This window comes from Kocuria sp. KKT182, assembly GCF_055635395.1.
In genome coordinates, this window is the sequence record NZ_CM145757.1 from 1,688,496 (window position 1) to 1,707,875 (window position 19,380).

The following is a 19,380-nucleotide window of genomic DNA, read 5'->3' on the forward strand; positions in this document are numbered from 1 at the left end:
TCGAGCTGAACCGGGCGGGCCGTACCGGCCCCGTTGGGGTCCCGGAGGTCTCAGTTCTTGAGTTTTCCTGGCTCAAGTCTGCCACGTGAGCCGCTGATGTCAACTTAAGTTGAGCCACATCGACTCAACCCGGGGTGCCGGGGATGTGAGACGCCGCGCACTCCCTCCCGGCGGGGCAGGACGTCGGATACCGTGGAGTGTTTGAGCCCGTTCCCGCGGGCCACCGCCACACCCCCGGGTCCGCCCCGCACGTCACCGCACGCACCGACACGACACCGCACGCACCCCGACACCTCAGGAGCCACCGTGAGCACCACGCCACCCCATTCGCCGCATCCGTCCAGTGAGGCCGACGGCTCCCGCCGGCCGAAGCCGCGGGAGGTGCTGCGCGAGATCAACTACCCGCACGGCATCCACCCCGCCCTCGTCCCCGGCATCGCCGTCGAGGACCAGAAGCTGCACTACGGCACGGACAAGGTGGTCTTCACCGTCACCGCCGCGCTGATCGTGGGGTTCATCGCCTGGGGCGTGCTCTCCACCGAGTCCCTGACCGCCGCCTCCACCGCGGCCCTGGGCTGGGTCACCGGCAACGCCGGGTGGTTCTTCACGGCCCTGTCCACGGCCGCCGTGCTGTTCATGCTCGTGGTCGGCTTCACCCGGACCGGGCGGATCCCCCTGGGCATGGACGACGAGAAGCCCGAGTACTCCTTCTTCTCGTGGCTCGCCATGCTCTTCGCCGCCGGCATGGGCATCGGCCTGATGTTCTACGGCGCCTCCGAGCCGCTGAGCCACTTCGGCGCGGGCGTCCCCGGCTTCGGGGCGGAGCCCGGCTCCGAGGAGATGACCGTCTACGCCCTCGTCCAGACCGCCTTCCACTGGGGTCTCAACCCCTGGGCCATGTACGCCGTGGTCGGCGCGGCCGTCGCGTACGGCGCCTACCGGCGCGGACGCTCCCCGCTCATCAGCCGGATCTTCGTGCCGCTGATCGGCCAGCGGCGCGCCGAGGGCGGCCTGGGCCGGCTCATCGACGTGTTCGCCATCTTCGCGACCCTCTTCGGCACCGCCGCCTCGCTCGGGATCGGCGCGCTGCAGATCTCCCGGGGCCTCGAGATCGTCGCCGGCTGGGGACCGCTCGGCAACGGTGGGCTCATCGCGATCATCGCCGTCCTCACCGCCGCCTTCGTGGTCTCCGCGGTCTCCGGCGTGGCCCGCGGCATCCGCTACCTCTCCAACACGAACCTGCTGCTGGCCTTCCTGCTCGCCCTGTTCGTGTTCGTGGCCGGGCCCACCGTCCTGATCCTGGACCTGGTCCCCGCCGTGTTCAGCACCTACCTGCAGGAGTACCTCTGGATGACCGGGCAGACCGGCGGCTGGGGCGAGGACGCCACCGCCTTCGCCGGCGGCTGGACCGTCTTCTACTGGGCCTGGTGGCTGTCCTGGTCCCCGTTCGTCGGGATGTTCATCGCCAAGATCTCCCGCGGCCGCACGCTGCGCCAGTTCGTGACCGTGGTGCTCGTGGTCCCCTCCTCGATGTGCGTGCTCTGGTTCGTGGTCATCGGCGGCACGTCCATGTACCTGCAGCGCACCGGGACCGACCTGGCCGCCGCGGGCGGCCAGGAGGCCGCGCTGTTCGGCATGCTCGACGCCCTGCCCTTCGGCGCGATCACGTCGGTGCTCGCCATGGTCGTCATCGGCATCTTCTTCGTGACCAGCGCGGACTCCGCGTCCATCGTCATGGGCACGCTGTCCCAGCGGGGCCAGCCCGAGCCGAACCGGCCGATCGTCGTGTTCTGGGGCCTGTGCCTCGGCGGCATCGCCTCGGTCATGATGCTCGTGGGCGGCGACGACGCCCTGACCGGGATGCAGAACCTCGTGACCGTCTCGGCCCTGCCGTTCGCGGTGATCGTCGCCTTCCTCATGGTCGCCTTCTACAAGGACCTGCGCAGCGACCCCGCCACGATCCGCCACGCGTTCGCCCTCACGGCGGTGCGCAAGGCCGTGATCCACGGCATCGAGGAGCACGGCGACGACTTCGCCCTGCAGGTGGAGCACGCCCCCGGCGCCCGTGCCGCCGGCGAGACCTTCGACTCCCACGACCCGGCCGTCACCGACTGGTACCGGCGGGTCGACGAGAACGGCGAGGAGATCGACCTCGCCGCGGAGACCGGTTCGAGCTCCGGCCAGCAGGCCGACCAGGAGCCGGAGCGCCCGGACGCCGGTCAGGAACGACTGGACCCGGACGAGCAGCGACCGCTCGACCCGACCGTCCGCCGGTCCTGACCGGACCCGCGCCGTGCGGCCGTCGCCCCCTCGGGCGGCGGCCGCACTTCTCGTGCCGGGACCGGACGGCTTAGACTGCGCGCTATGTATTCGATCGTGGCCGTGTGCACCGGCAACATCTGCCGCTCGCCCATGGCGGAGTTAGCCCTGCGCCGCGCCTTCGAGGCCGCAGGACTGGCCGGGCGCGTGCGGATCGACTCGGCCGGCGTCAGCGACGAGGAGCTCGGCAACCCCGTGGACCCCCGCGCCGGCGACCTCCTGCGCCGCGAGGGACTCGACGCCTCCGCGCACGCGGCCCAGGTCTTCGACCCCGTCCGCTTCGGCGACCGGGACCTCGTGCTCGCCCTGGACGTGGTGCACTGGCAGCGCCTGCGGGCGCTCGCACCGGACCGGTCCGCCGCCGCCAAGGTGCGGCTGCTGCGGGAGTTCGACCCCGCCGTCGAGGGCCTCGAGCACGGCGACCTGGGGATCTACGACCCCTGGTACGGGGGCCCCGAGGACTTCGAGTCCACCTGGGGCATGATCGACGCCGCCGTGCCGGGCGTGGTCCGCGCCGTCGCCCGGGAGCTCGGCGCCGACCGGGGATCCGCGCAGGACGCCGGGCGCGCGTGATCGACATCGAGCTCGAGCTGGATCCGGCGCTCGCCGCGGCCCACCCCGCCGGCACCAACCTGGCGCGGCTGCTCCCCTCCCCCACCCGCCACCCCTACCTCATCGGCATCGACGGGCGTTCGGGGGCCGGCAAGACCAGCCTCGCCGAGCAGCTCGGCGCGGTGCTGCGCCCGGTGCGGGACGTGACGCTCTTCCACCTCGAGGACCTCTACCCGGGCTGGGACGGGCTCGGCCCCGGCCGCCGCACCTACGTGGACGAGGTCCTCACACCCCTCGACCAGGGCCGGGACGCCGAGTGGAGCGCCTGGGACTGGGTCACCGGCTCCCCGGGGACCCCGCGGCTGACCCGTGTGGCGGAGGTCGTGATCCTGGAGGGCGTCGGCGCGTGCAGCGCCGAGGCCCGGGAGCTGCTGGACGTCTCCGTGTGGGTCGAGCTGCCCACCGCCCTGCGCTACGACCGCGCGCTGAGCCGTGACGGCTCCTACTACGCCGAGCACTGGGACCGCTGGGCCGCCCAGGAGGACGCCTACCTGGCGGAGGACCACGTCTGGGAACAGGTGGACATCCTGCACCCCGGCCCGGTCTGCTGAGCCCCGCGGCCGCACCGACAGGAGGATCCGTGACCAGCACCGTCGTCGTCCTCGACGCCGCCCACCCGGAGGGCGTCCTCGCCGATCCGTCCGTTCCGCTCGTGCGGATCGACGACCAGGGGCTCACCCGGGGGGACGGCGTCTTCGAGACCATGCGCGCCGTCGACGGGCTCGTGCAGAAGTTCGAGGCCCACCACCAGCGGCTGTCGGCCTCCGCGCGGCTGGCGCAGCTGCCCGTGCCGTCGGCGCGGGACGTGCGCGGGGCGGTGGAGCTGGCGCTCGCCCACGCCGCCCCCGGCGGGGACGGCGGTCTGGGGGCCGAGCACGCCGTCAAGGTGGTGATCAGCCGCGGCACCCCGGCGGACGGCCCGTGGTCCTGGATCGTGGTGAGCCCCGTGCCGGAGACGACGTTCCGGCAGCGCCGGGACGGCGTGACCGCGGTGCTGCTGCCGCGCGGCCACGACCCCGCCCAGGACGCCGGGTACCCGTGGCTGCTCCCGGGGGCCAAGACGCTCTCCTACGCGATCAACATGGCCGCCCTGCGCCACGCCCGCTCCCTCGGCGCGGACGAGGCGGTCTTCACCACGGAGGGGCGCAGGGTCCTGGAGGGCGCGACGTCCTCCGTGGTCTGCGCCCGGGTGCGCGTCGGCCGCCGCACCCTGCTGACGCCGGAGCCCTCGCACGGGATCCTGCCGGGCACCACGCAGGCCAAGATCTTCGCCGCCGCCCGCCGGGACGGCTGGGAGCTCGGCTACGGGCCCCTGTACCCGGCGGACCTCATGGAGGCCGACGCCGTGTGGCTGGTCTCCAGCGTCCGGCTCGCGGTGCCGGTGCGCCGGCTCGACCACCAGCCGCTGCCGGTGGACCCGGACCTGACGAAGCTCGTCACGAGCTGGGTCCAGCAGGCCTGATCCTTCGCTCAGGCCCAGATGAACCGGTGCGTCCCGAGCAGGACGGACACCGCCGGGCCCGCCGCGGCGGCCGCAGCGCAGCCCGTGAGGACCGCCGCGTCCCGCCAGGAGTACCCCGGGACGCGGGCCCACGTGCGCGGACCTGCACCGAAGCCGCGGGCCTCCATGGTGACCGACAGCCGGGTGGCCCGTCGCAGGGACTGCACCAGCAGCGTGAAGGCCTGGCCGCCGAACTCCCGCAGCGCGCCCACCGGACCGTGCCCGGACCCCGCCCCGCGCGCCCGCCGCGCCATCGCCAGGGTGGCCCACTCGGAGACCATCACCCCCACCAGCCGCAGCGCGGCCAGGGACGCGAGCACGAAGCGGGCCGGCAGGCGCAGCGTCTGGGCGAGGCCGTCGGCGAGGTCCGTGGGATCCGTGGTGAGTACCAGCATCAGCCCGGGCAGCGCCAGCGCCAGCCCGCGCAGGGCGATCGCCGCCCCTGCGGCCACCGAGCCGGACGAGATCCCGGTGACCCCCAGGTCGAGCAGCACCGGCCCGGAGTCCTCGGCGAGCAGGGCCGTGCCCCACCCGCTCACGAGTGCCGCCACGACCACCGGCCACGCCCGGCGCAGCAGCGCGAGCGGGCGCTGACCGGCCAGCGCCAGCAGCAGCACCTCGCCCAGCAGCACGGTCCCCGACGTCACGGGGTCCGCGCTGAGCAGCAGCACCACGGTCAGCAGCAGCGCCCCGGCCAGCTTGACCACCGCGTTCGTGCGCCCCAGCAGCGAGGTCCGGGCCGACGGCGCGATCGCGGCGGCGCTCACCGGACGGGCTCCCGCCGGACGGGGACGACCCGCACCGCGCCGGCCCCCGGCGCCGCCGGAGCGGCCGGGGCACTCCCTGCCGCGGCCGCGGACCGCACGGCAGGAGCAGCCGCGGTCTTCCCCGCCGCGGACGCGGACCGCACGACAGGAACGGCCGGCGCCCCTCCCGCCGCCGGTGCCGTGCGAGCGGCGCGGCCCCGCTCGCTCGGGGTGCCCAGCGCCAGCACCTCGGCGCCGAGCGCCCGCACGAAGTCCTCGTCGTGGGTCACGGCGAGGACCGCCGTGCCGGCGTCGACGAGCTCCACGAGCAGGTCCACGAGCTCCGCCCACGTCAGGGCGTCCTGACCGAACGTCGGCTCGTCGAGCACCAGCACGTCCGGGTCCGTGGCGAGCACCGTGGCCACGGACAGCCGCCGCTTCTCGCCCCCGGAGAGGGTGAACGGGTTGGCGTCGGCCAGGTGCGAGAGCCGCAGCCGGCGGAGCAGTTCGTCCGTGCGGCGCTCCCGCTCGGCCACCGGCGTGCCGGCCAGCCGGGGGCCGAGCTCGAGCTCGGCCCGCACGGTGGCGCGCAGGAACTGGTGCTCGGGCTCCTGGAAGACCGTCCCCACGCGGGCCACGAGCTCCCGGCCCCTCCACTCGAGCGGGTCGGGGCCCGCGCCGCGGTCGAGGACCGGGTGGGCCCGCACGGTGCCGCGCACGGGGGCGAGCAGACCCGCCAGCGTCAGCGCGAGCGTGGACTTGCCGGCGCCGTTCGGCCCGGTCAGCGCGAGCGCGCGGCCGCGGCGCAGGGTCAGCTCCACGTCGGCCACCGCCGTGGGGAGGTCCCGGCCCGCGGCGGCGTCGTCCAGCGGGCGGCCGCGCCGCCGGGCCCGCCGCCGGGCGCGCAGCTGCCGCGCCGACGGCTGGCTGCGCGAGACGCCCAGACCGGTGGCGCTCAGCAGCGGCGCGCCGTCCGCCCCGGAGCCGGCGGCCCGGGTGCCGGCGGGACCCCCGGCGGAACCGGCACCGGGCCCCGCGGCGGGGCGAGCGGGCGCACGCGTGGCAGGCACTCGGCCGGGCACCCACACCCCCGCGCCGCTGAGCTCGTCGGCCGCGGTGCCGAGCACCCGGCCCGGCGCGCCGTCGTGGGTGATGCTCCCGTCCCGGCCGAGCACGACGACGCGGTCCACGACCTCGGCCCACACGGCGACACGGTGCTCCACGACCACGAGCGTTGCGCCGCTGCGGTCGAGGCAGGACACCACCGCGTCGCGGACCCGCCGCACGCCGGCGGGGTCCAGGTTGGCGGTCGGCTCGTCGAGCAGCAGCACCCCCGGGCTCATGGCCACGGCGCCCGCGAGCGCCAGGCGCTGCTTCTGCCCGCCGGACAGGGCCGCGGTGGAGTGGTCGAGGGGGAGGTCCAGCCCCACGTCGTCGAGCGCCGCGCGCACCCGCGGCCAGATCTGCTCCCGGGGCACCGCGAGGTTCTCGAGGCCGAAGGCGGTGTCGTCCCCGATCCGGGACAGCACCATCTGGGACTCGGGGTCCTGCTGCACGAGCCCGGCCCGGCCGCGCGCCTGCTCCGGCGGCATGCCGTCGAGCAGCAGCTCGCCGGAGGCGGACTGCCCGTCGTCGTCGTGGAGGACTCCCGCCAGGGCGTGCAGGAGGGTGGACTTGCCCGCCCCGCTGGGTCCCAGCAGGAGCACGCGCTCCCCCGGCTCCACCACGAGGTCGAGGCCGCGCAGCGCCGCCGCGTCCCGCCCGGGGTGGTGCCAGCCGAAGCCGCGGGCCTCGACCCGGGCCCCGCGGCCGGCGGGCACCACGGGGCCCGGGGTCGTGAAAGCCGTCATCGCCGCACGGCCCGCCCCGACGCGAGACCCTGCAGCACGCCGGTGGCCGCGAGGGCCCGCACCACGGCCTGCATCAGCAGGCCCGCGAGCACCGCCCCGGAGACGGCCGCCAGGACCACGTAGACCACCTGGTGGCTCAGCGCCCACTCGTAGTTGTAGACGATGTTCTCGTGGACGCCGAGGAAGATCCCGCTCACGGCGCCCGCCACGGCCGCCGCGAGGGCGTCGAACCGGCGGTACCGGAAGGCGGCGAAGGCCAGTTCCGCGCCGATGCCCTGGACGAGACCGGAGAGCACGACCAGCAGACCGAAGTGGGTGCCCAGGAAGCTCTCGATCACGGCGGCGAGCAGCTCGCAGAACAGCGCGGCGCCGGGCTTGCGGATGATCAGCCCGCCGAGCACGCCGGCCACGAGCCAGCCGCCGGCGATCAGCCCTACGGCGGGCGGGTAGGCGACCGCGGCCGTGCCGACCACGGGGTAGAGCAGGTTCGACCACGCCCAGAAGACGACCGCGCACACGGCGGCGAGGACGGCGGCCACGACGATGTCGACGACGCGCCAGGACGACGCGCGGGACGTGCCGGGGCGGCGGGCGGGGCGGTGGGTGGTGGTGTTCACGGTGGGTTCCTCCTGGGCTCAGCGAGCCGTCGGTGCCAGGAGGGGACGGGGTTCCGCGGGCCGCGCCGGTGGCGCGTTCCCGGGGAAGCACCCCTGAGATGCTCGACTCCCTTCGCCGGTGCTAACCGGAGCAGGTTCGAGGGTCTGCGGCGATCCGCACTCTCAGCGCCGCGCCGGTCTCACCGGCGGGGCGCTCCCCTGTCGTTCAGTGGCACCGAGTCTACCCCTCCCCCGCCCGCCCCGTGCACTGCCGGCGCACGGCCGGTGAACGACGCAGGGGCCCGTCCGGCCGGACACCGGTGCGGTGTCCGGCCGGACGGGCCCCTGCGCGAGGTGCTCGCCGGGCCTCAGACCTCGGCCTGGCTCGAGGCCTTGGGGTTCGTCCGCGGCCTGTTCTCCATCTTCGCGATCTGGCGGGAGATGCCGACCTTGATGACGGTGCCCACGAGACCGGTGACGAGCGACCAGATGATGATGCCCGTCCAGGCCTCGTCCGGGTCCGGGTTCTTGGCGGGGGGCGGGTCGCCGGTGATGCGCGTCCACGCCGCGCCGAGCACCTTGTGCGAGAGCGCCACGCCGCCGAGCGAGAGGCCGGTGCCCACGAGTTCGAGGACCTTGGTGTTCATGGAGTGCTGCTCCTTGTCGTCCGAGGAGGACGCGGGTGCGCCCTGTCGATCCTGCCCAGCCTAACGCGTCCCCGGCGATCCGTCAGTCTGCTGTCCGTCCGCCCGCCGGCCGTCCGGGCTCGGCACCGGCGGTCCCGCGGCGACGCCCTCCGCGGAGCCCTCCGCCCCGCCCTCCGCGGCGCGGTTGAGGACCTTCTGCAGGTCGTCCTGGGTCAGCGTGGTCCGGTTCAGGTGCTTGGTGCGGTACGTCGAGCGTCCCACCATGTGCGCCGAGACGGGCACGGTGAGCAGCTGGAAGATCCAGCCGAGGGCGATGAGCGGGATCATGACGGGTTCGCGGTTCTCGAGGGCGACTGCCGTGAGCATGAGGAGCAGCCCGAAGACCTGGGGCTTGGTGCCGGCGTGCATGCGCGTCAGGAGGTCCGGGAAGCGGACCAGGCCGATCCCTGCGGCGAGGGACATGAGCGCGCCGACCACGAGGCACACGGCCGCGGCGGCGTCCAGGACAGTGTCCAGCACGGCGCTCACCGCCCGTGCTCGGCGGTCTGGGTGGCGAAGCGCGCCACCGTCACGGAGCCGATGAACCCGACCAGCGAGACGATCACCATGAGGATCAGGTTGTTGAGGTGGCCGTGGTAGGCCATGTCCACGGCGAGGGCGGCCGCGACGATGGCCAGCAGCACGTCCGTGGCCACCACACGGTCCAGCAGGGAGGGGCCCTTGGCGAGGCGGTAGAGGGTGCCCGCGGCGGCCGCGCTGAGCAGCACGGCCGCGACGGCCACAGCGATCTGCATCACGGGTGGTCCTCCTCGTGGGTGTCGGTGGGGGTGGATCCCGGGGCGTCCGCCGGGGACCCGGTGGGCACCTCGTCCCGGCGGCGGCCCACGATCTGCAGGCTCGCGGTGATCGGCGAGCTGAGCGCGGCGCTGTCCGGCCGGTCCGTGCCGGAGGCCCGTCCGCCGCCCCGCTCGGCCCGCAGGGCGGCGAGCTCCTCCGGGGTGCCCATGATCCGGATCCAGGCCGCCTCCACCCGGAGGGCGGACCGGCGGAAGTCCTCGGCCTCCTGAGCGCTGCGGACGTTGAGCGCGTGGAAGTACAGCGTGCCGGAGGCCCGGTCCACCTCCACCACGAGCGAGCCCGGGATCAGGGTCATGGTGTGGCCGGTGGCCGTCAGGAGCAGGTCGGAGCGCGTGCGCAGCTGGACGCCGACCACGGCGTTGCGCGCGCGCGGGCCCACGAGGATCGCAATGAGCATCACCTCGAAGCTCGCCTTGGCGACCTGCCACACGAACGTCACGGCGAAGAGGGCGAACTGGAACGGGTTGAACCGGCCGGACAGCTGGACGGGCGGCAGGTAGAGCACCCAGGTGACGAGCAGGGCCAGGACCAGTCCGACCAGCAGGTTGCCGGGGCCGAAGTCGCCCCAGAGGGCGCCCCACACCACCACGAGCCACACCAGCAGCGGCAGCTCGACGAGCAGGGAATTCTTGGGGCGGGTCACGGGGCCTCCTCCACGACGGGCCGCGGCGCGGACGCGGGGTCCAGCACGGCCTCGACGTAGCGCTCGGGGCGGACGAGGTTCTCCGCGGCGTTGTCCGCGAGCTGGAACAGCGGCCCGGCGAACACGGTCAGGGCCACCCCCGCGGCGACGAGGGCCGAGGCCCCGCCCAGCATCGAGGGGGACATCAGGCGCACGTCGCCCTTGCCCGCGAAGCGGCCCGCCTGGTCGTCGACGGCACCCGAGGTCAGCAGGAACCGGGAGCCGGCGGGCACCGGGGCCAGCAGGATGGGGTCCGGGTACTCCGCGTCCTCCGGGGCGCGCAGGAACACGCGGTTCCACACCCGGATCATGGCGAGCAGGGTCAGGAGGGACACCGCCACGGAGCCGGCGACGAGGGCGTAGGCCAGCCCGTCGCCCTGGTCCACGCCGGCCTGCAGCAGACCGGTCTTGCCCAGGAAGCCGGAGAACGGCGGGATCCCGCCGAGATTGAGCGCGGGCACGAGGTAGAGCAGCGCGAGCAGCGGCGAGATCTTGGCCATCCCGGCCAGCCGGTCCACGTTGGTGGACCCCCCGCGGCGCTCGATCAGCCCGGCCACGAGGAACAGGCTCGTCTGGATCACGATGTGGTGGGCCACGTAGTAGACCGTGGCGGAGAGCGCCTCCTGGGTGCCCACGGCCACCCCGAAGATCATGTACCCGATGTGGCTGATCAGGGTGAAGGACAGCATGCGCTTGATGTCGATCTGCGCGAGCGCGCCCAGGATGCCGACCACCATGGTGAGCAGCGCGACCCACATCAGGAGGTCGTCGAGCCGCTCCCCGGGGAAGAGCACGGTCTCGGTGCGGATGATCGAGTACACGCCCACCTTGGTCAGCAGGCCGGCGAACACGGCGGTCACGGGCGCGGAGGCGGTCGGGTAGGAGTCCGGGAGCCAGAAGGACAGCGGGAAGACCGCGGCCTTGATGCCGAACGCGATGAGCAGCATCAGGTGCAGCTGCATCTGCGTCCCCACCGGCAGGCCCTCGAGCTTGACCGAGAGATCGGCCATGTTGATGGTGCCCGTGGCCGCGTAGATCATCGCGATGGTGATCAGGAACAGCACGGAGGAGATCACCGAGACCACCACGTAGGTCACGCCGGTGCGGATCCGCTGCACGGTCCCGCCCATCGTCATGAGCACGTAGGACGCGGTCAGCAGGATCTCGAACCCCACGTAGAGGTTGAACAGGTCCCCGGCGAGGAAGGCGTTGGAGACCCCCGCCACGAGGATCAGGAAGGAGGGGTGGAAGATCGAGATCGGCCCCTCCTCGTCGCCGTCGGCCACGCCCTGCCCGCTCGCGTAGACGAGCACGGCGAGGGAGACGACCGTGGAGACCACGAGCATCAGGGACGAGAGCTGGTCCACGACCATGACGATGCCCCAGGGCGCCTCCCAGCCGCCGAGGTGGACGGCCTGCGGGCCGAGGTTCCACGTGGTCCCGAGGATGAGCGCCTCGACCGCGAGGGTGAGCACGAGCGAGCCGATGGCCACGGTCCGCTGGAGGGCGTTGCGCCGCAGGAGCAGGAGGCTCAGGGCCGCCCCGAGGAACGGGATGATGACGGCCAGGGGGGCCAGCTGGGCGAAGTCGACGGTCACCGCCTCCCTCCCCACTCGTCGACGCCGCGCACACCCGGGGTCTCCAGGGACTCACCGGGGTCCTGGGGCCGTGGGGCGTCGTCGAACTCCGTGGTGTCGGCGGGGACGTCGGCGTCGTCCTCCATGTCGTAGGAGGACTGCCGCGCCACGCGCCGGTCCTCGACGTCGTCCTGGATCTCGTCCCGGCGCCCGAGGACCCAGGACCGGTAGATCATGCCCAGCAGGAACGCGGTGACGGCGAGGGAGATCACGATGGCGGTGAGGATGAGGGCCTGGGGCAGCGGGTCGCTGTAGTCCTCCGCGGCGATCGACCCCTCGTACAGGGGCGCGGACCCGGCGGCCCCGCCGGCGTGCAGGATCAGCAGGTTCGTGCCGTTGGTCAGCAGCATCAGCCCGAGCAGCACGCGGGTGAGCGAGCGCTCGAGCAGCAGGTACACGCCCACGGCGTAGAGCACGCCCATCACGACCAGCAGGGTCAGGTTCACGGTCATCGGTGCTCGTTCCCTCCGTCGGTGCGGATCCGGGCGATCGCGGTCGGCGATGTCGCGGAGGCCGCCGCGGTCGCTCCCGCGGGGGCGCCGGCGGACACCTTCCGCTGCCGCGTGACGCGGATGCGCGTGCCGCGTCCAGGGGTGCGCCGCCGCCGGCGGACCGCGTCCTCCTCGATCCGCTGGTCGATCCGGCCGCCGAGCGAGCGCAGGATGTCCAGGATGAGCCCCACCACGATGAGATAGACCGCGATGTCGAAGATCAGGGCGGTCACGAACTTCTCCGCCCCGAAGAGTGGCAGCTCGGCCTCGAAGGTGTAGCTCTGCATCACCGACCCGCCGAAGAACACCGGGGTGACGGCGTAGAGCGCGGCGAGCGCCAGGCCCGTCCCGAGCATCGTGCCCGCGTTGATCGGCGTGGCCAGCTCCAGCTCGTAGCGCCCGCCCGCGAGGTAGCGCACGGTCAGGGCGAGGCCGGCCATGAGACCGCCCGCGAACCCTCCGCCGGGGTCGTTGTGCCCGGCGATCAGCAGGTAGAGGGAGACCATCATGAACGTGTGGAACAGCAGCCGGGTGACGACCTCGAAGACGATCGAGCGCCGCTCGGGGGCCATCGTCCGCCCGGCGAGCAGGTAGGGGTCCTCGAGGTCGTCGTCGCGGCGAGCCAGCCCCACCTCCAGGGGCTCGCCGCCGGGCGAGACGGCCGCGGCGTTGCGCCGCCGGATCACCCGCAGCTGGTCGGTGGTGGGATCGTCCCCGGAGCGGACGATGCGGTCCCCGCGACCCGTGACGAAGATCAGGGAGGCCACCCCGGTGGCGGCGAGCACGAGCACGGAGATCTCCCCGAACGTGTCCCACGCGCGGATGTCCACGAGGATCACGTTGACGACGTTCTGGCCGTCGCCGAGCTCGTAGGCCATGCGGGGCAGCTCCAGGGAGATCGGGTCGGCCGTGCGGGAGGAGATGCTGAAGGCCGCGAGCGCCATCATGAACAGCCCGAAGGTGACCGCGATGGTGCCGCGCAGCAGCCGGCGCCCGGCCGGGTTGCGGTGCCACAGGGGGGCGGGCAGCGAGCGCAGGGCGAGCACGAACGCCACGAGCAGGATGGTCTCGACGAGCGTCTGCGTCAGGGCGAGGTCCGGTGCGCCCTGCAGGGCGAAGATGAGGGCCAGCCCGTAGCCCGTGACCGACACGAGCAGCACCGCGAGGAAGCGCTTGCGGGCCAGGGGCACCAGCAGGGCCGCGACGACCATGGCCGCGCCGGCGATCAGCTGCCCGGGGCCGTCGGAGACCCGCAGCGCCCCCAGGGGCGGGGTCTCCTCCGCGATCAGCGCCACCAGCGGCACGACGATCGCCGTGATCAGGATGACCGAGAGGTAGAACATGAGCGAACCGCGCTGGGTGCGGCCGGTGATCCACACGGCGGCCAAGTCCAGCACGTTGACGACCCGCCGGTAGACGAGCTCGCCCGGGGGCAGGGACGGCAGGGCCCGCTGGAGGTCCGCGACCTGGCTCCGGAAGCGGTGGAGCAGGATCCCGCCCGCGACGATGAGGGCGGAGAGCCCGAGGGCCGGGGTGAACCCGTGCCACAGGGCCAGGTAGAAGTCGTGCTCCACGGCCGGGAACTGGTCGACGTAGGGCTGCAGCATCGCGTCGACCGGCTGGGGCCAGAGGCCGAGGACCACCGTGAGGACGGAGAGCACGAGCGGCGCGGCGAGGAACGCGGGCTCCACCCGCTGCATGTCGCTGACCACGGCCCTGCCGCCGACCCCGGCGTCGAGCTCGGAGAACTCGGCGGACTTGTGGGCGAACCCGCCCCACACGAACCGGGCGCTGTAGGCGAAGGTCAGCACGGAGCCGACCACGAGCCCGGCGAGCACCACGGTCCCCGCCGCGCCCTCGACGTCGTGGGCGAAGGCGGTCAGCACGGCCTCCTTGGCCACGAAGCCGGCCAGCGGGGGCAGCCCGGCCATGGACGCCGCGGCCACGAGCGAGACGGCGAACAGGACGGGCACGCGGCCGGCGAGCCCCGACAGGCGGCGGATGTCCCGGGTGCCCGCCCGGTGGTCGATGATCCCGACCACGAGGAACAGCGTGGCCTTGAACAGCCCGTGCGCGAGGAGCATGGCCATGCCCGCCTGCGCCGTGTCCGCGGAGCCGCGGCCCACGATCACCATGAGGAAGCCGAGCTGGCTGACGGTGCCGTAGGCGAGGATCAGCTTCAGGTCGTACTGCTTCAGGGCCGCCCAGCCGCCGAAGAGCATGGTGCCCAGCCCCAGCACCGCGATGGTCGGCTGCCACAGCGCCGTCTCGGCGAAGCCCGGGGCGAAGCGGGCCACCAGGTAGATGCCGGCCTTGACCATCGCGGCGGCGTGCAGGTACGCGGACACCGGGGTGGGCGCGGCCATCGCGGCCGGCAGCCAGAAGTGCAGCGGGATCAGCGCGGACTTCGTCACGGCGCCGACGAGGAGCAGGAGGACCGCCACGTCCACCACGGTCCCGCGCTGCGCCAGCTCGGGGGCCGCCGCGAGCACCTCGGAGATCCGGTAGGTGCCCGCGGCCTGGCCCAGCATCACGATGCCGACCAGCATGGCCAGGCCGCCGGCGGTGGTGAGCACGAGGGCCTGCAGCGCCGCGCGCCGGGCGGACAGGCGGGTCCGGCTGTAGCTGATGAGCAGGAACGACAGGACGGTGGTGATCTCCCAGAAGACGAACAGCACCAGCATGTCGTCGGCGGTCACCAGGCCGAACATGGCGCCCGCGAAGGCGAGCAGCTGCGCGCCGAAGCCGCCGATGCCGCTCGCGCCGGACTTGAAGTAGCGGGCGCAGTAGAACAGCACCAGGGAGCCCACGCCGAGCACGAGCAGGGACATCGTCCACGAGAGGGCGTCCATGCGCAGCACCAGGTCCAGGCGCAGGGACGGGATCCACTCCCCGCCCTCGGTCCAGCCGCCCTCCGGGCCGTAGACCCGCGGGCCGGAGCCCAGCAGCCACAGGAAGCCGGCGAACGGGACCGCCGCCAGGAGGTAGAAGGCGCTGCGTCCCATCCGTGCGAACAGCAGGGGCGCGACCGCGGCCACCACTGCGTGGAGCAGGAGCACAGCGGTCATCAGGCGCCTCCGGGGGTCGGGGAAGAGATCGGCGGGCGGGCGTCGAGGGGCCCGGACGCGGGCACGGAGGACCTGTGCGAGCACGGGGTGGCCGGGGCGCACCCGGGTGTTCCACCCTATCAAAGGGGTGTTGCCGCTCCCGCTCGCATGTCCTGACAGCACCTGTACGTTCCCGGACGGTTTCCTGGGCGGAACCCGGATTGCCGGGCGGTCCTCCGGCGAGGCCGCCCTCCGCGACGGGCACCGCGGGCCTAGCATGACTGCCATGGACGCCACGCCCCCCGGCCCTCCCGCCCCCGTCCCCTCCCTCCCGGCGACGGCGTTCGTGCCGCGCCGCTCGCACGTGTGGGCCTGGAGCCTGTGGGACGCCGGATCCGCCGCCTTCAACGCCGTGATGACCACGTTCGTGTTCACCGTCTATCTCACGAGCGCCCCCTTCGGCGGGGAGGACCGCGCCTCGGAGGTGCTGGGCTACGGGATCGGGGCCGCCGGCGTGGTGGTGGCCCTGCTGGCCCCCGTGGTGGGCCAGCGCAGCGACGGCGCGGGGCGGCGCAAGCTGTGGCTCGGGATCAACACGATGCTCACGGCGCTGCTCACGGCCCTGTGCTTCCTGGTCCTCCCCGACCAGCCGTACCTCTACCTCGGGGTGGGCCTGCTGGCGCTGGCCAACGTCTTCGACGAGTTCGCGGTGGTCAACTACAACGCGATGCTGCCGGGGATCGCGGGCCGCGAGCACATCGGGCGGGTGAGCGGCCAGGGCTGGGCCATGGGCTACTTCGGCGGGATCGTGGCCCTGACGATCGTGCTGTTCGGGTTCATCACCCCGGGCCTGCTCGGCATCCCCGAGGAGGACGCCCTCAACGTGCGGGCCGTGGCCCTGTTCTCGGGGCTGTGGATCGCGCTGTTCTCGATCCCCGTCCTGCTGGTGGTGCCCGAGATCCGCCCCACCCGCCGGGGACCGCGCCCGTCCGTGGCCCGCTCCTACCGCCAGCTGTGGCAGACCCTGCGGGAGCTGTACCGTGACGCCCCGCAGACGCTGTGGTTCCTGCTCTCCTCCGCCGTGTTCCGGGACGGGCTCAACGCGGTGTTCACCTTCGGCGGCGTCATCGCGGCCGGCACGTTCGGCTTCACCCTGAGCGAGGTCATCGTCTTCGCGATCGTCGGCAACGTGGCGGCCGGGGCGGGCGCCCTCGTGGGCGGGCGGCTCGACGACCGGGTGGGGCCCAAGCGCGTCATCGTGGCGTCGCTCGTCGGCATCCTGCTGGCCGGGACCCCGCTGCTGTTCCTCGAGGGCACGGCGGCGTTCTGGGTCTGCGGGCTGCTGCTGTGCCTGTTCGTGGGCCCCGCGCAGTCCGCCTCCCGCACGTTCCTCGGCCGGCTCACGCGGACCGGAGAGGAGGGCGCCCTGTTCGGCCTCTACGCCACCACGGGCCGGGCCGTGAGCTTCCTGGCGCCCACCCTGTTCGCGGTGTTCGTCTCCGTGCTCGGCGCGCAGCGCTGGGGGATCCTCGGGATCCTCCTGGTGGTCGGCGCCGGCCTGCTCCTGCTGCTGCGCGCGCGCGACCCGAAGACCGCGGCGTCCCCCCACCACGGCGTCGCCGCTTCGTGAGCCGACCGGTTCGTGGGCCCGCCGGTTCACGGGCCGCGGGGCGCCGGCACACCGCCGGGCGCGGCCGGGCCGTGCGGGGTCAGATGCGGGTGCGGGAGAACCCGAGGTGGCTGCGCGAGGCCGTGGGTCCGCGCTGCCCCTGGTACCGGTTGCCGTAGGCGCCGGAGCCGTACGGGTGCTCCGTGGGCGAGGACAGCCGGAAGAAGCACAGCTGGCCCACCTTGGAGCCCGGCCACAGCTTGATCGGCAGCGTGGCCATGTTGGACAGCTCGAGCGTGACGTGCCCCGAGAAGCCCGGGTCGATGAACCCCGCCGTGGAGTGGGTCAGCAGGCCCAGGCGCCCCAGCGAGGACTTCCCCTCGAGACGGGCGGCGATGTCGTCCGGGAGGGTCACCTTCTCGTAGGTGGAGCCGAGCACGAACTCCCCCGGGTGCAGCACGAAGGCCTCCTCGGGGTCGACCTCCACGAGCCGGGTGAGCTCCGGCTGCTCCACGGACGGGTCGATGTGCGCGTACTTGTGGTTGTCGAAGAGCCGGAACCAGCGGTCCAGCCGCACGTCGATGCTGGCGGGCTGGATCAGGGCGGGATCGTAGGGCTCGAGGACGACCCGGCCGCCGTCGAGCTCCCGGCGGATGTCGCGGTCAGAGATCAGCACGGTCTCCAAGGTATCGCACGGCCAGGCGCCGGACCGCGCTGCGCCGCCGCCCCGCGCCCACCCCCGTCCCGGCGGGTGGTGTAGAGTGTGTGCTGTCCTCGTCCGGTGCTCGCGCCGGACGGACCACGGATGCGCGGCTGTAGCTCAATGGTAGAGCGCACGCTTCCCAAGCCTGATACGCGGGTTCGATTCCCGTCAGCCGCTCTCGCACCGAACGCCCCGAGCCCACCCGGCCGGGGCGTTCGTCGTCTCCCGGGACCGCGCGGTAGGATGTCCCCGCGCCCCGTTCCCCGCATCCGCACCGGGGCGACCGCCCGGGTCCTGCGCCCGTCACCCGCACCCCGCTCACGAGGAGCACATCTCCCGTCATGCTGCGCACCATGTTCAAGGCCAAGATCCACCGTGCCGTCGTGACCCAGGCCGACCTCCACTACGTCGGCTCGGTCACCGTCGACCAGGACCTCCTCGACGCCGCCGACATCCTCCCCGGCGAGCTCGTCTCCATCGTGGACGTCACCAACGGCGCGCGGCTGGAGACCTACACGATCGCCGGCGAGCGCGGCTCCGGCGTCGTCGGGATCAACGGGGCGGCCGCCCACCTCGTGCACCCCGGGGACCTCGTCATCCTCATCAGCTACGCGCAGATGGACGACGCCGAGGCCCGCGCCCACGTGCCGTCCGTGGTCCACGTGGACGCGGACAACCGGATCGTCGACCTCGGGTCGGACCCCGCCGAGGCACTGCTCGACGGCGTCGCCCGCCCGCCCCACTCCCGGACGCTGAGCGCCGCCCGCGCCGACCTGCCCGCCGCGTGACCCGCCCCGGCCCGACCGCGGACGGGCCGGTGATGGGATAGAACTGTAGGGGCCCGCGGACGCGGACCCGCAGCAGCGCGAGGGAGGGTCCCGTGACCGGAGTGTTCTCGGGGTTCTTCATCGTCTGGGCCGTCATCCTGACCGGCTACGCCGTGGGCCGGCGGGGCGTGCTGGGCCCCCAGGGGCAGCTCGTGCTGAGCAAGTTCGCCTTCTACGTGGCCAGCCCGCCGCTGCTGTTCCTCACCATCTCCGAGGCGGACATCGCCCAGATCCTCTCCGCGCCGCTGCTGGTGGCCGCCGTGTCCGCCGTGGCCACGACCCTCGTCTACGCCGGGATCGCCCGGTGGGTGCTGCGCCGGGACGCGGCCAGCACCGTGATGGGCGCCCAGGCCGCCTCCCAGGTGAACTCGGCCAACCTCGGCATCCCGATCGCCGTCTTCGTGCTCGGGGACGCGTCCCAGGTGGTCCCCGTCATCCTGTTCCAGCTGGCGCTCAACACCCCCGTCTACCTGACCGTCATGGACACCCTCACCGACGGCCGCCGCCCCAGCCTCGGCAGCGTCCTGGGCAATGTGGTCACCAACCCGATGATCGTGGGCTCCGGGCTGGGCATCCTCTTCGCCGTCACCGGGTGGCGGCTGCCGGAGGTGGTGCACGAGCCCGTGGAGCTGGTGGCGGGGGCCTCCATCCCGGCGATGCTGATGGCCTTCGGCATCTCCCTGGTGGGCGCCTCCCCGCTGCGGCGGGGTGCCGGGCCGCGCCGGGACGTGGTGCTGGCCAGCACGCTCAAGCTGCTGCTCCACCCGGCGCTGGCGTTCCTCTTCGCCCGGTTCGTGCTGGGCCTGGACGGCCACCTCCTCTACGCCGTGGTGGTGATGGCGGCGCTGCCGACCGCCCAGAACATCTACGTGGCGGCCGTGCGCTACGGCCGGGCGGAGCAGCTGTGCCGGGACACCGTGCTCGTCACCACGGTGGTCGCCATGCTGACCATGGCGGTCGTGGCCCTGCTGCTCTCCTGAGCCGCCCAGCCGCGCCCCAGAACCTCCCGGCGCGGAGCCGCACCCGGCGCCGTTCCGGGCGGGAACAGCCGGGCGCACCGGGACACGCCCGGACCCACGGCGGCACACCGATGCAAACCGGCAGGTTACTGGTCTGTGAGGTAGCGCACTCATAGACTGAAGGCTCCGTGCAGGGGTGGTCGACCGGCAGCACCCGCCGCCGACCGTCCCGCCGACCGGGTCCCACAGGATCCCCTCGACGCCCCTCGCGGACCGCCACATCGCCGAAGGGGAGG

General features: G+C 73.5%; 18 protein-coding genes, 1 tRNA gene and 1 riboswitch. Of the genes, 8 read left to right on the forward strand and 11 right to left on the reverse strand.

Going from position 1 to position 19,380, the window contains the following annotated elements:
- Positions 1-306 precede the first annotated feature (306 nt).
- The 4 genes from ACZ2G1_RS07765 (at position 307) to ACZ2G1_RS07780 (ending at position 4,393) form a co-directional block, all read left to right on the forward strand.
- Positions 307-2,280 carry a BCCT family transporter gene (locus ACZ2G1_RS07765; protein WP_272026136.1) on the forward strand — a complete coding sequence of 658 codons (1,974 nt, stop codon included), beginning with the start codon at positions 307-309 and terminating at the stop codon, positions 2,278-2,280.
- Positions 2,281-2,364: 84 nt separating this feature from the next.
- On the forward strand, positions 2,365-2,892 hold the full coding sequence (locus ACZ2G1_RS07770; RefSeq protein WP_035928265.1) for a low molecular weight protein-tyrosine-phosphatase: 528 nt from the start codon (positions 2,365-2,367) through the stop codon (positions 2,890-2,892).
- The gene (locus ACZ2G1_RS07775) at positions 2,889-3,482 is read left to right on the forward strand and encodes a uridine kinase family protein (protein ID WP_272026137.1); all 594 of its coding nucleotides are present in this window, start codon (positions 2,889-2,891) and stop codon (positions 3,480-3,482) included. The genes ACZ2G1_RS07770 and ACZ2G1_RS07775 overlap by 4 nt, the downstream gene beginning before the upstream one ends.
- 29 nt (positions 3,483-3,511) lie before the next feature.
- Positions 3,512-4,393: an aminotransferase class IV gene (locus ACZ2G1_RS07780; protein ID WP_017832610.1), complete on the forward strand. Its 882-nt coding sequence runs from the start codon at positions 3,512-3,514 to the stop codon at positions 4,391-4,393.
- 8 nt (positions 4,394-4,401) lie between these two features.
- Here the strand turns inward: ACZ2G1_RS07780 and ACZ2G1_RS07785 are convergent, their stop codons facing one another.
- The 10 genes from ACZ2G1_RS07785 to ACZ2G1_RS07830 form a co-directional block, all read right to left on the reverse strand.
- Positions 4,402-5,199, reverse strand: coding sequence for an energy-coupling factor transporter transmembrane component T family protein (locus ACZ2G1_RS07785; RefSeq protein ID WP_017832611.1), 798 nt, complete (start codon positions 5,197-5,199; stop codon positions 4,402-4,404).
- The gene (locus tag ACZ2G1_RS07790) at positions 5,196-7,028 is read right to left on the reverse strand and encodes an ABC transporter ATP-binding protein (protein ID WP_470377659.1); all 1,833 of its coding nucleotides are present in this window, start codon (positions 7,026-7,028) and stop codon (positions 5,196-5,198) included. The genes ACZ2G1_RS07785 and ACZ2G1_RS07790 overlap by 4 nt, the downstream gene beginning before the upstream one ends.
- On the reverse strand, positions 7,025-7,645 hold the full coding sequence (locus tag ACZ2G1_RS07795) for an ECF transporter S component (protein ID WP_035928249.1): 621 nt from the start codon (positions 7,643-7,645) through the stop codon (positions 7,025-7,027). Before ACZ2G1_RS07795 ends, ACZ2G1_RS07790 begins: the two co-directional genes overlap by 4 nt.
- Before the next feature lie 90 nt (positions 7,646-7,735).
- Positions 7,736-7,855, reverse strand: a riboswitch (TPP riboswitch).
- 137 nt (positions 7,856-7,992) lie between these two features.
- Entirely contained in the window at positions 7,993-8,271 is a 279-nt protein-coding gene (locus tag ACZ2G1_RS07800; RefSeq protein ID WP_017832614.1) for a DUF4235 domain-containing protein, read from the reverse strand.
- 60 nt (positions 8,272-8,331) lie between these two features.
- Positions 8,332-8,790 carry a monovalent cation/H(+) antiporter subunit G gene (gene mnhG, locus ACZ2G1_RS07805; RefSeq protein ID WP_109221894.1) on the reverse strand — a complete coding sequence of 153 codons (459 nt, stop codon included), beginning with the start codon at positions 8,788-8,790 and terminating at the stop codon, positions 8,332-8,334.
- Positions 8,791-8,795: 5 nt separating this feature from the next.
- On the reverse strand, positions 8,796-9,065 hold the full coding sequence (locus ACZ2G1_RS07810) for an MrpF/PhaF family protein (protein WP_172604427.1): 270 nt from the start codon (positions 9,063-9,065) through the stop codon (positions 8,796-8,798).
- Complete coding sequence (locus ACZ2G1_RS07815; protein WP_035928246.1) at positions 9,065-9,772, reverse strand: Na+/H+ antiporter subunit E; 708 nt, start codon at positions 9,770-9,772, stop codon at positions 9,065-9,067. Before ACZ2G1_RS07815 ends, ACZ2G1_RS07810 begins: the two co-directional genes overlap by 1 nt.
- A complete protein-coding gene (locus ACZ2G1_RS07820) occupies positions 9,769-11,409 on the reverse strand; it encodes a Na+/H+ antiporter subunit D (protein ID WP_109268220.1) in 1,641 nt (546 codons plus the stop codon). The genes ACZ2G1_RS07815 and ACZ2G1_RS07820 overlap by 4 nt, the downstream gene beginning before the upstream one ends.
- On the reverse strand, positions 11,406-11,900 hold the full coding sequence (locus tag ACZ2G1_RS07825; protein ID WP_017832622.1) for a Na(+)/H(+) antiporter subunit C: 495 nt from the start codon (positions 11,898-11,900) through the stop codon (positions 11,406-11,408). Before ACZ2G1_RS07825 ends, ACZ2G1_RS07820 begins: the two co-directional genes overlap by 4 nt.
- On the reverse strand, positions 11,897-15,007 hold the full coding sequence (locus ACZ2G1_RS07830; protein WP_470377660.1) for a Na+/H+ antiporter subunit A: 3,111 nt from the start codon (positions 15,005-15,007) through the stop codon (positions 11,897-11,899). Before ACZ2G1_RS07830 ends, ACZ2G1_RS07825 begins: the two co-directional genes overlap by 4 nt.
- Before the next feature lie 265 nt (positions 15,008-15,272).
- On the opposite strand from ACZ2G1_RS07830, the gene ACZ2G1_RS07835 reads away from it, so the two are divergent.
- Positions 15,273-16,616, forward strand: coding sequence for an MFS transporter (locus ACZ2G1_RS07835; RefSeq protein ID WP_470377661.1), 1,344 nt, complete (start codon positions 15,273-15,275; stop codon positions 16,614-16,616).
- A gap of 79 nt (positions 16,617-16,695) precedes the next feature.
- On the opposite strand, the gene dcd is transcribed toward ACZ2G1_RS07835, so the two are convergent.
- Positions 16,696-17,271, reverse strand: coding sequence for a dCTP deaminase (gene dcd, locus ACZ2G1_RS07840; RefSeq protein ID WP_017832625.1), 576 nt, complete (start codon positions 17,269-17,271; stop codon positions 16,696-16,698).
- Between the two features lie 133 nt (positions 17,272-17,404).
- On the opposite strand from dcd, the gene ACZ2G1_RS07845 reads away from it, so the two are divergent.
- From ACZ2G1_RS07845 to ACZ2G1_RS07855, 3 genes are all read left to right on the forward strand, one after another.
- Positions 17,405-17,475, forward strand: a tRNA-Gly gene (locus tag ACZ2G1_RS07845).
- 164 nt (positions 17,476-17,639) lie between these two features.
- Positions 17,640-18,086, forward strand: coding sequence for an aspartate 1-decarboxylase (gene panD, locus ACZ2G1_RS07850; protein WP_017832626.1), 447 nt, complete (start codon positions 17,640-17,642; stop codon positions 18,084-18,086).
- 92 nt (positions 18,087-18,178) lie between these two features.
- Positions 18,179-19,105: an AEC family transporter gene (locus tag ACZ2G1_RS07855; protein WP_109221685.1), complete on the forward strand. Its 927-nt coding sequence runs from the start codon at positions 18,179-18,181 to the stop codon at positions 19,103-19,105.
- Positions 19,106-19,380: the final 275 nt, after the last annotated feature.

Excerpts from the sequence above, each read along its gene's own strand:
- ACZ2G1_RS07790 (WP_470377659.1), bottom strand. The coding sequence starts at position 7,028 with ATGACGGCTTTCACGACCCCGGGCCCCGTGGTGCCCGCCGGCCGCGGG.
- ACZ2G1_RS07810 (WP_172604427.1), bottom strand. The coding sequence starts at position 9,065 with ATGCAGATCGCTGTGGCCGTCGCGGCCGTGCTGCTCAGCGCGGCCGCC.
- ACZ2G1_RS07770 (WP_035928265.1), top strand. The coding sequence starts at position 2,365 with ATGTATTCGATCGTGGCCGTGTGCACCGGCAACATCTGCCGCTCGCCC.
- ACZ2G1_RS07825 (WP_017832622.1), bottom strand. The coding sequence starts at position 11,900 with ATGACCGTGAACCTGACCCTGCTGGTCGTGATGGGCGTGCTCTACGCC.
- ACZ2G1_RS07835 (WP_470377661.1), top strand. The coding sequence starts at position 15,273 with ATGGACGCCACGCCCCCCGGCCCTCCCGCCCCCGTCCCCTCCCTCCCG.
- ACZ2G1_RS07800 (WP_017832614.1), bottom strand. The coding sequence starts at position 8,271 with ATGAACACCAAGGTCCTCGAACTCGTGGGCACCGGCCTCTCGCTCGGC.
- panD (WP_017832626.1), top strand. The coding sequence starts at position 17,640 with ATGCTGCGCACCATGTTCAAGGCCAAGATCCACCGTGCCGTCGTGACC.
- ACZ2G1_RS07830 (WP_470377660.1), bottom strand. The coding sequence starts at position 15,007 with ATGACCGCTGTGCTCCTGCTCCACGCAGTGGTGGCCGCGGTCGCGCCC.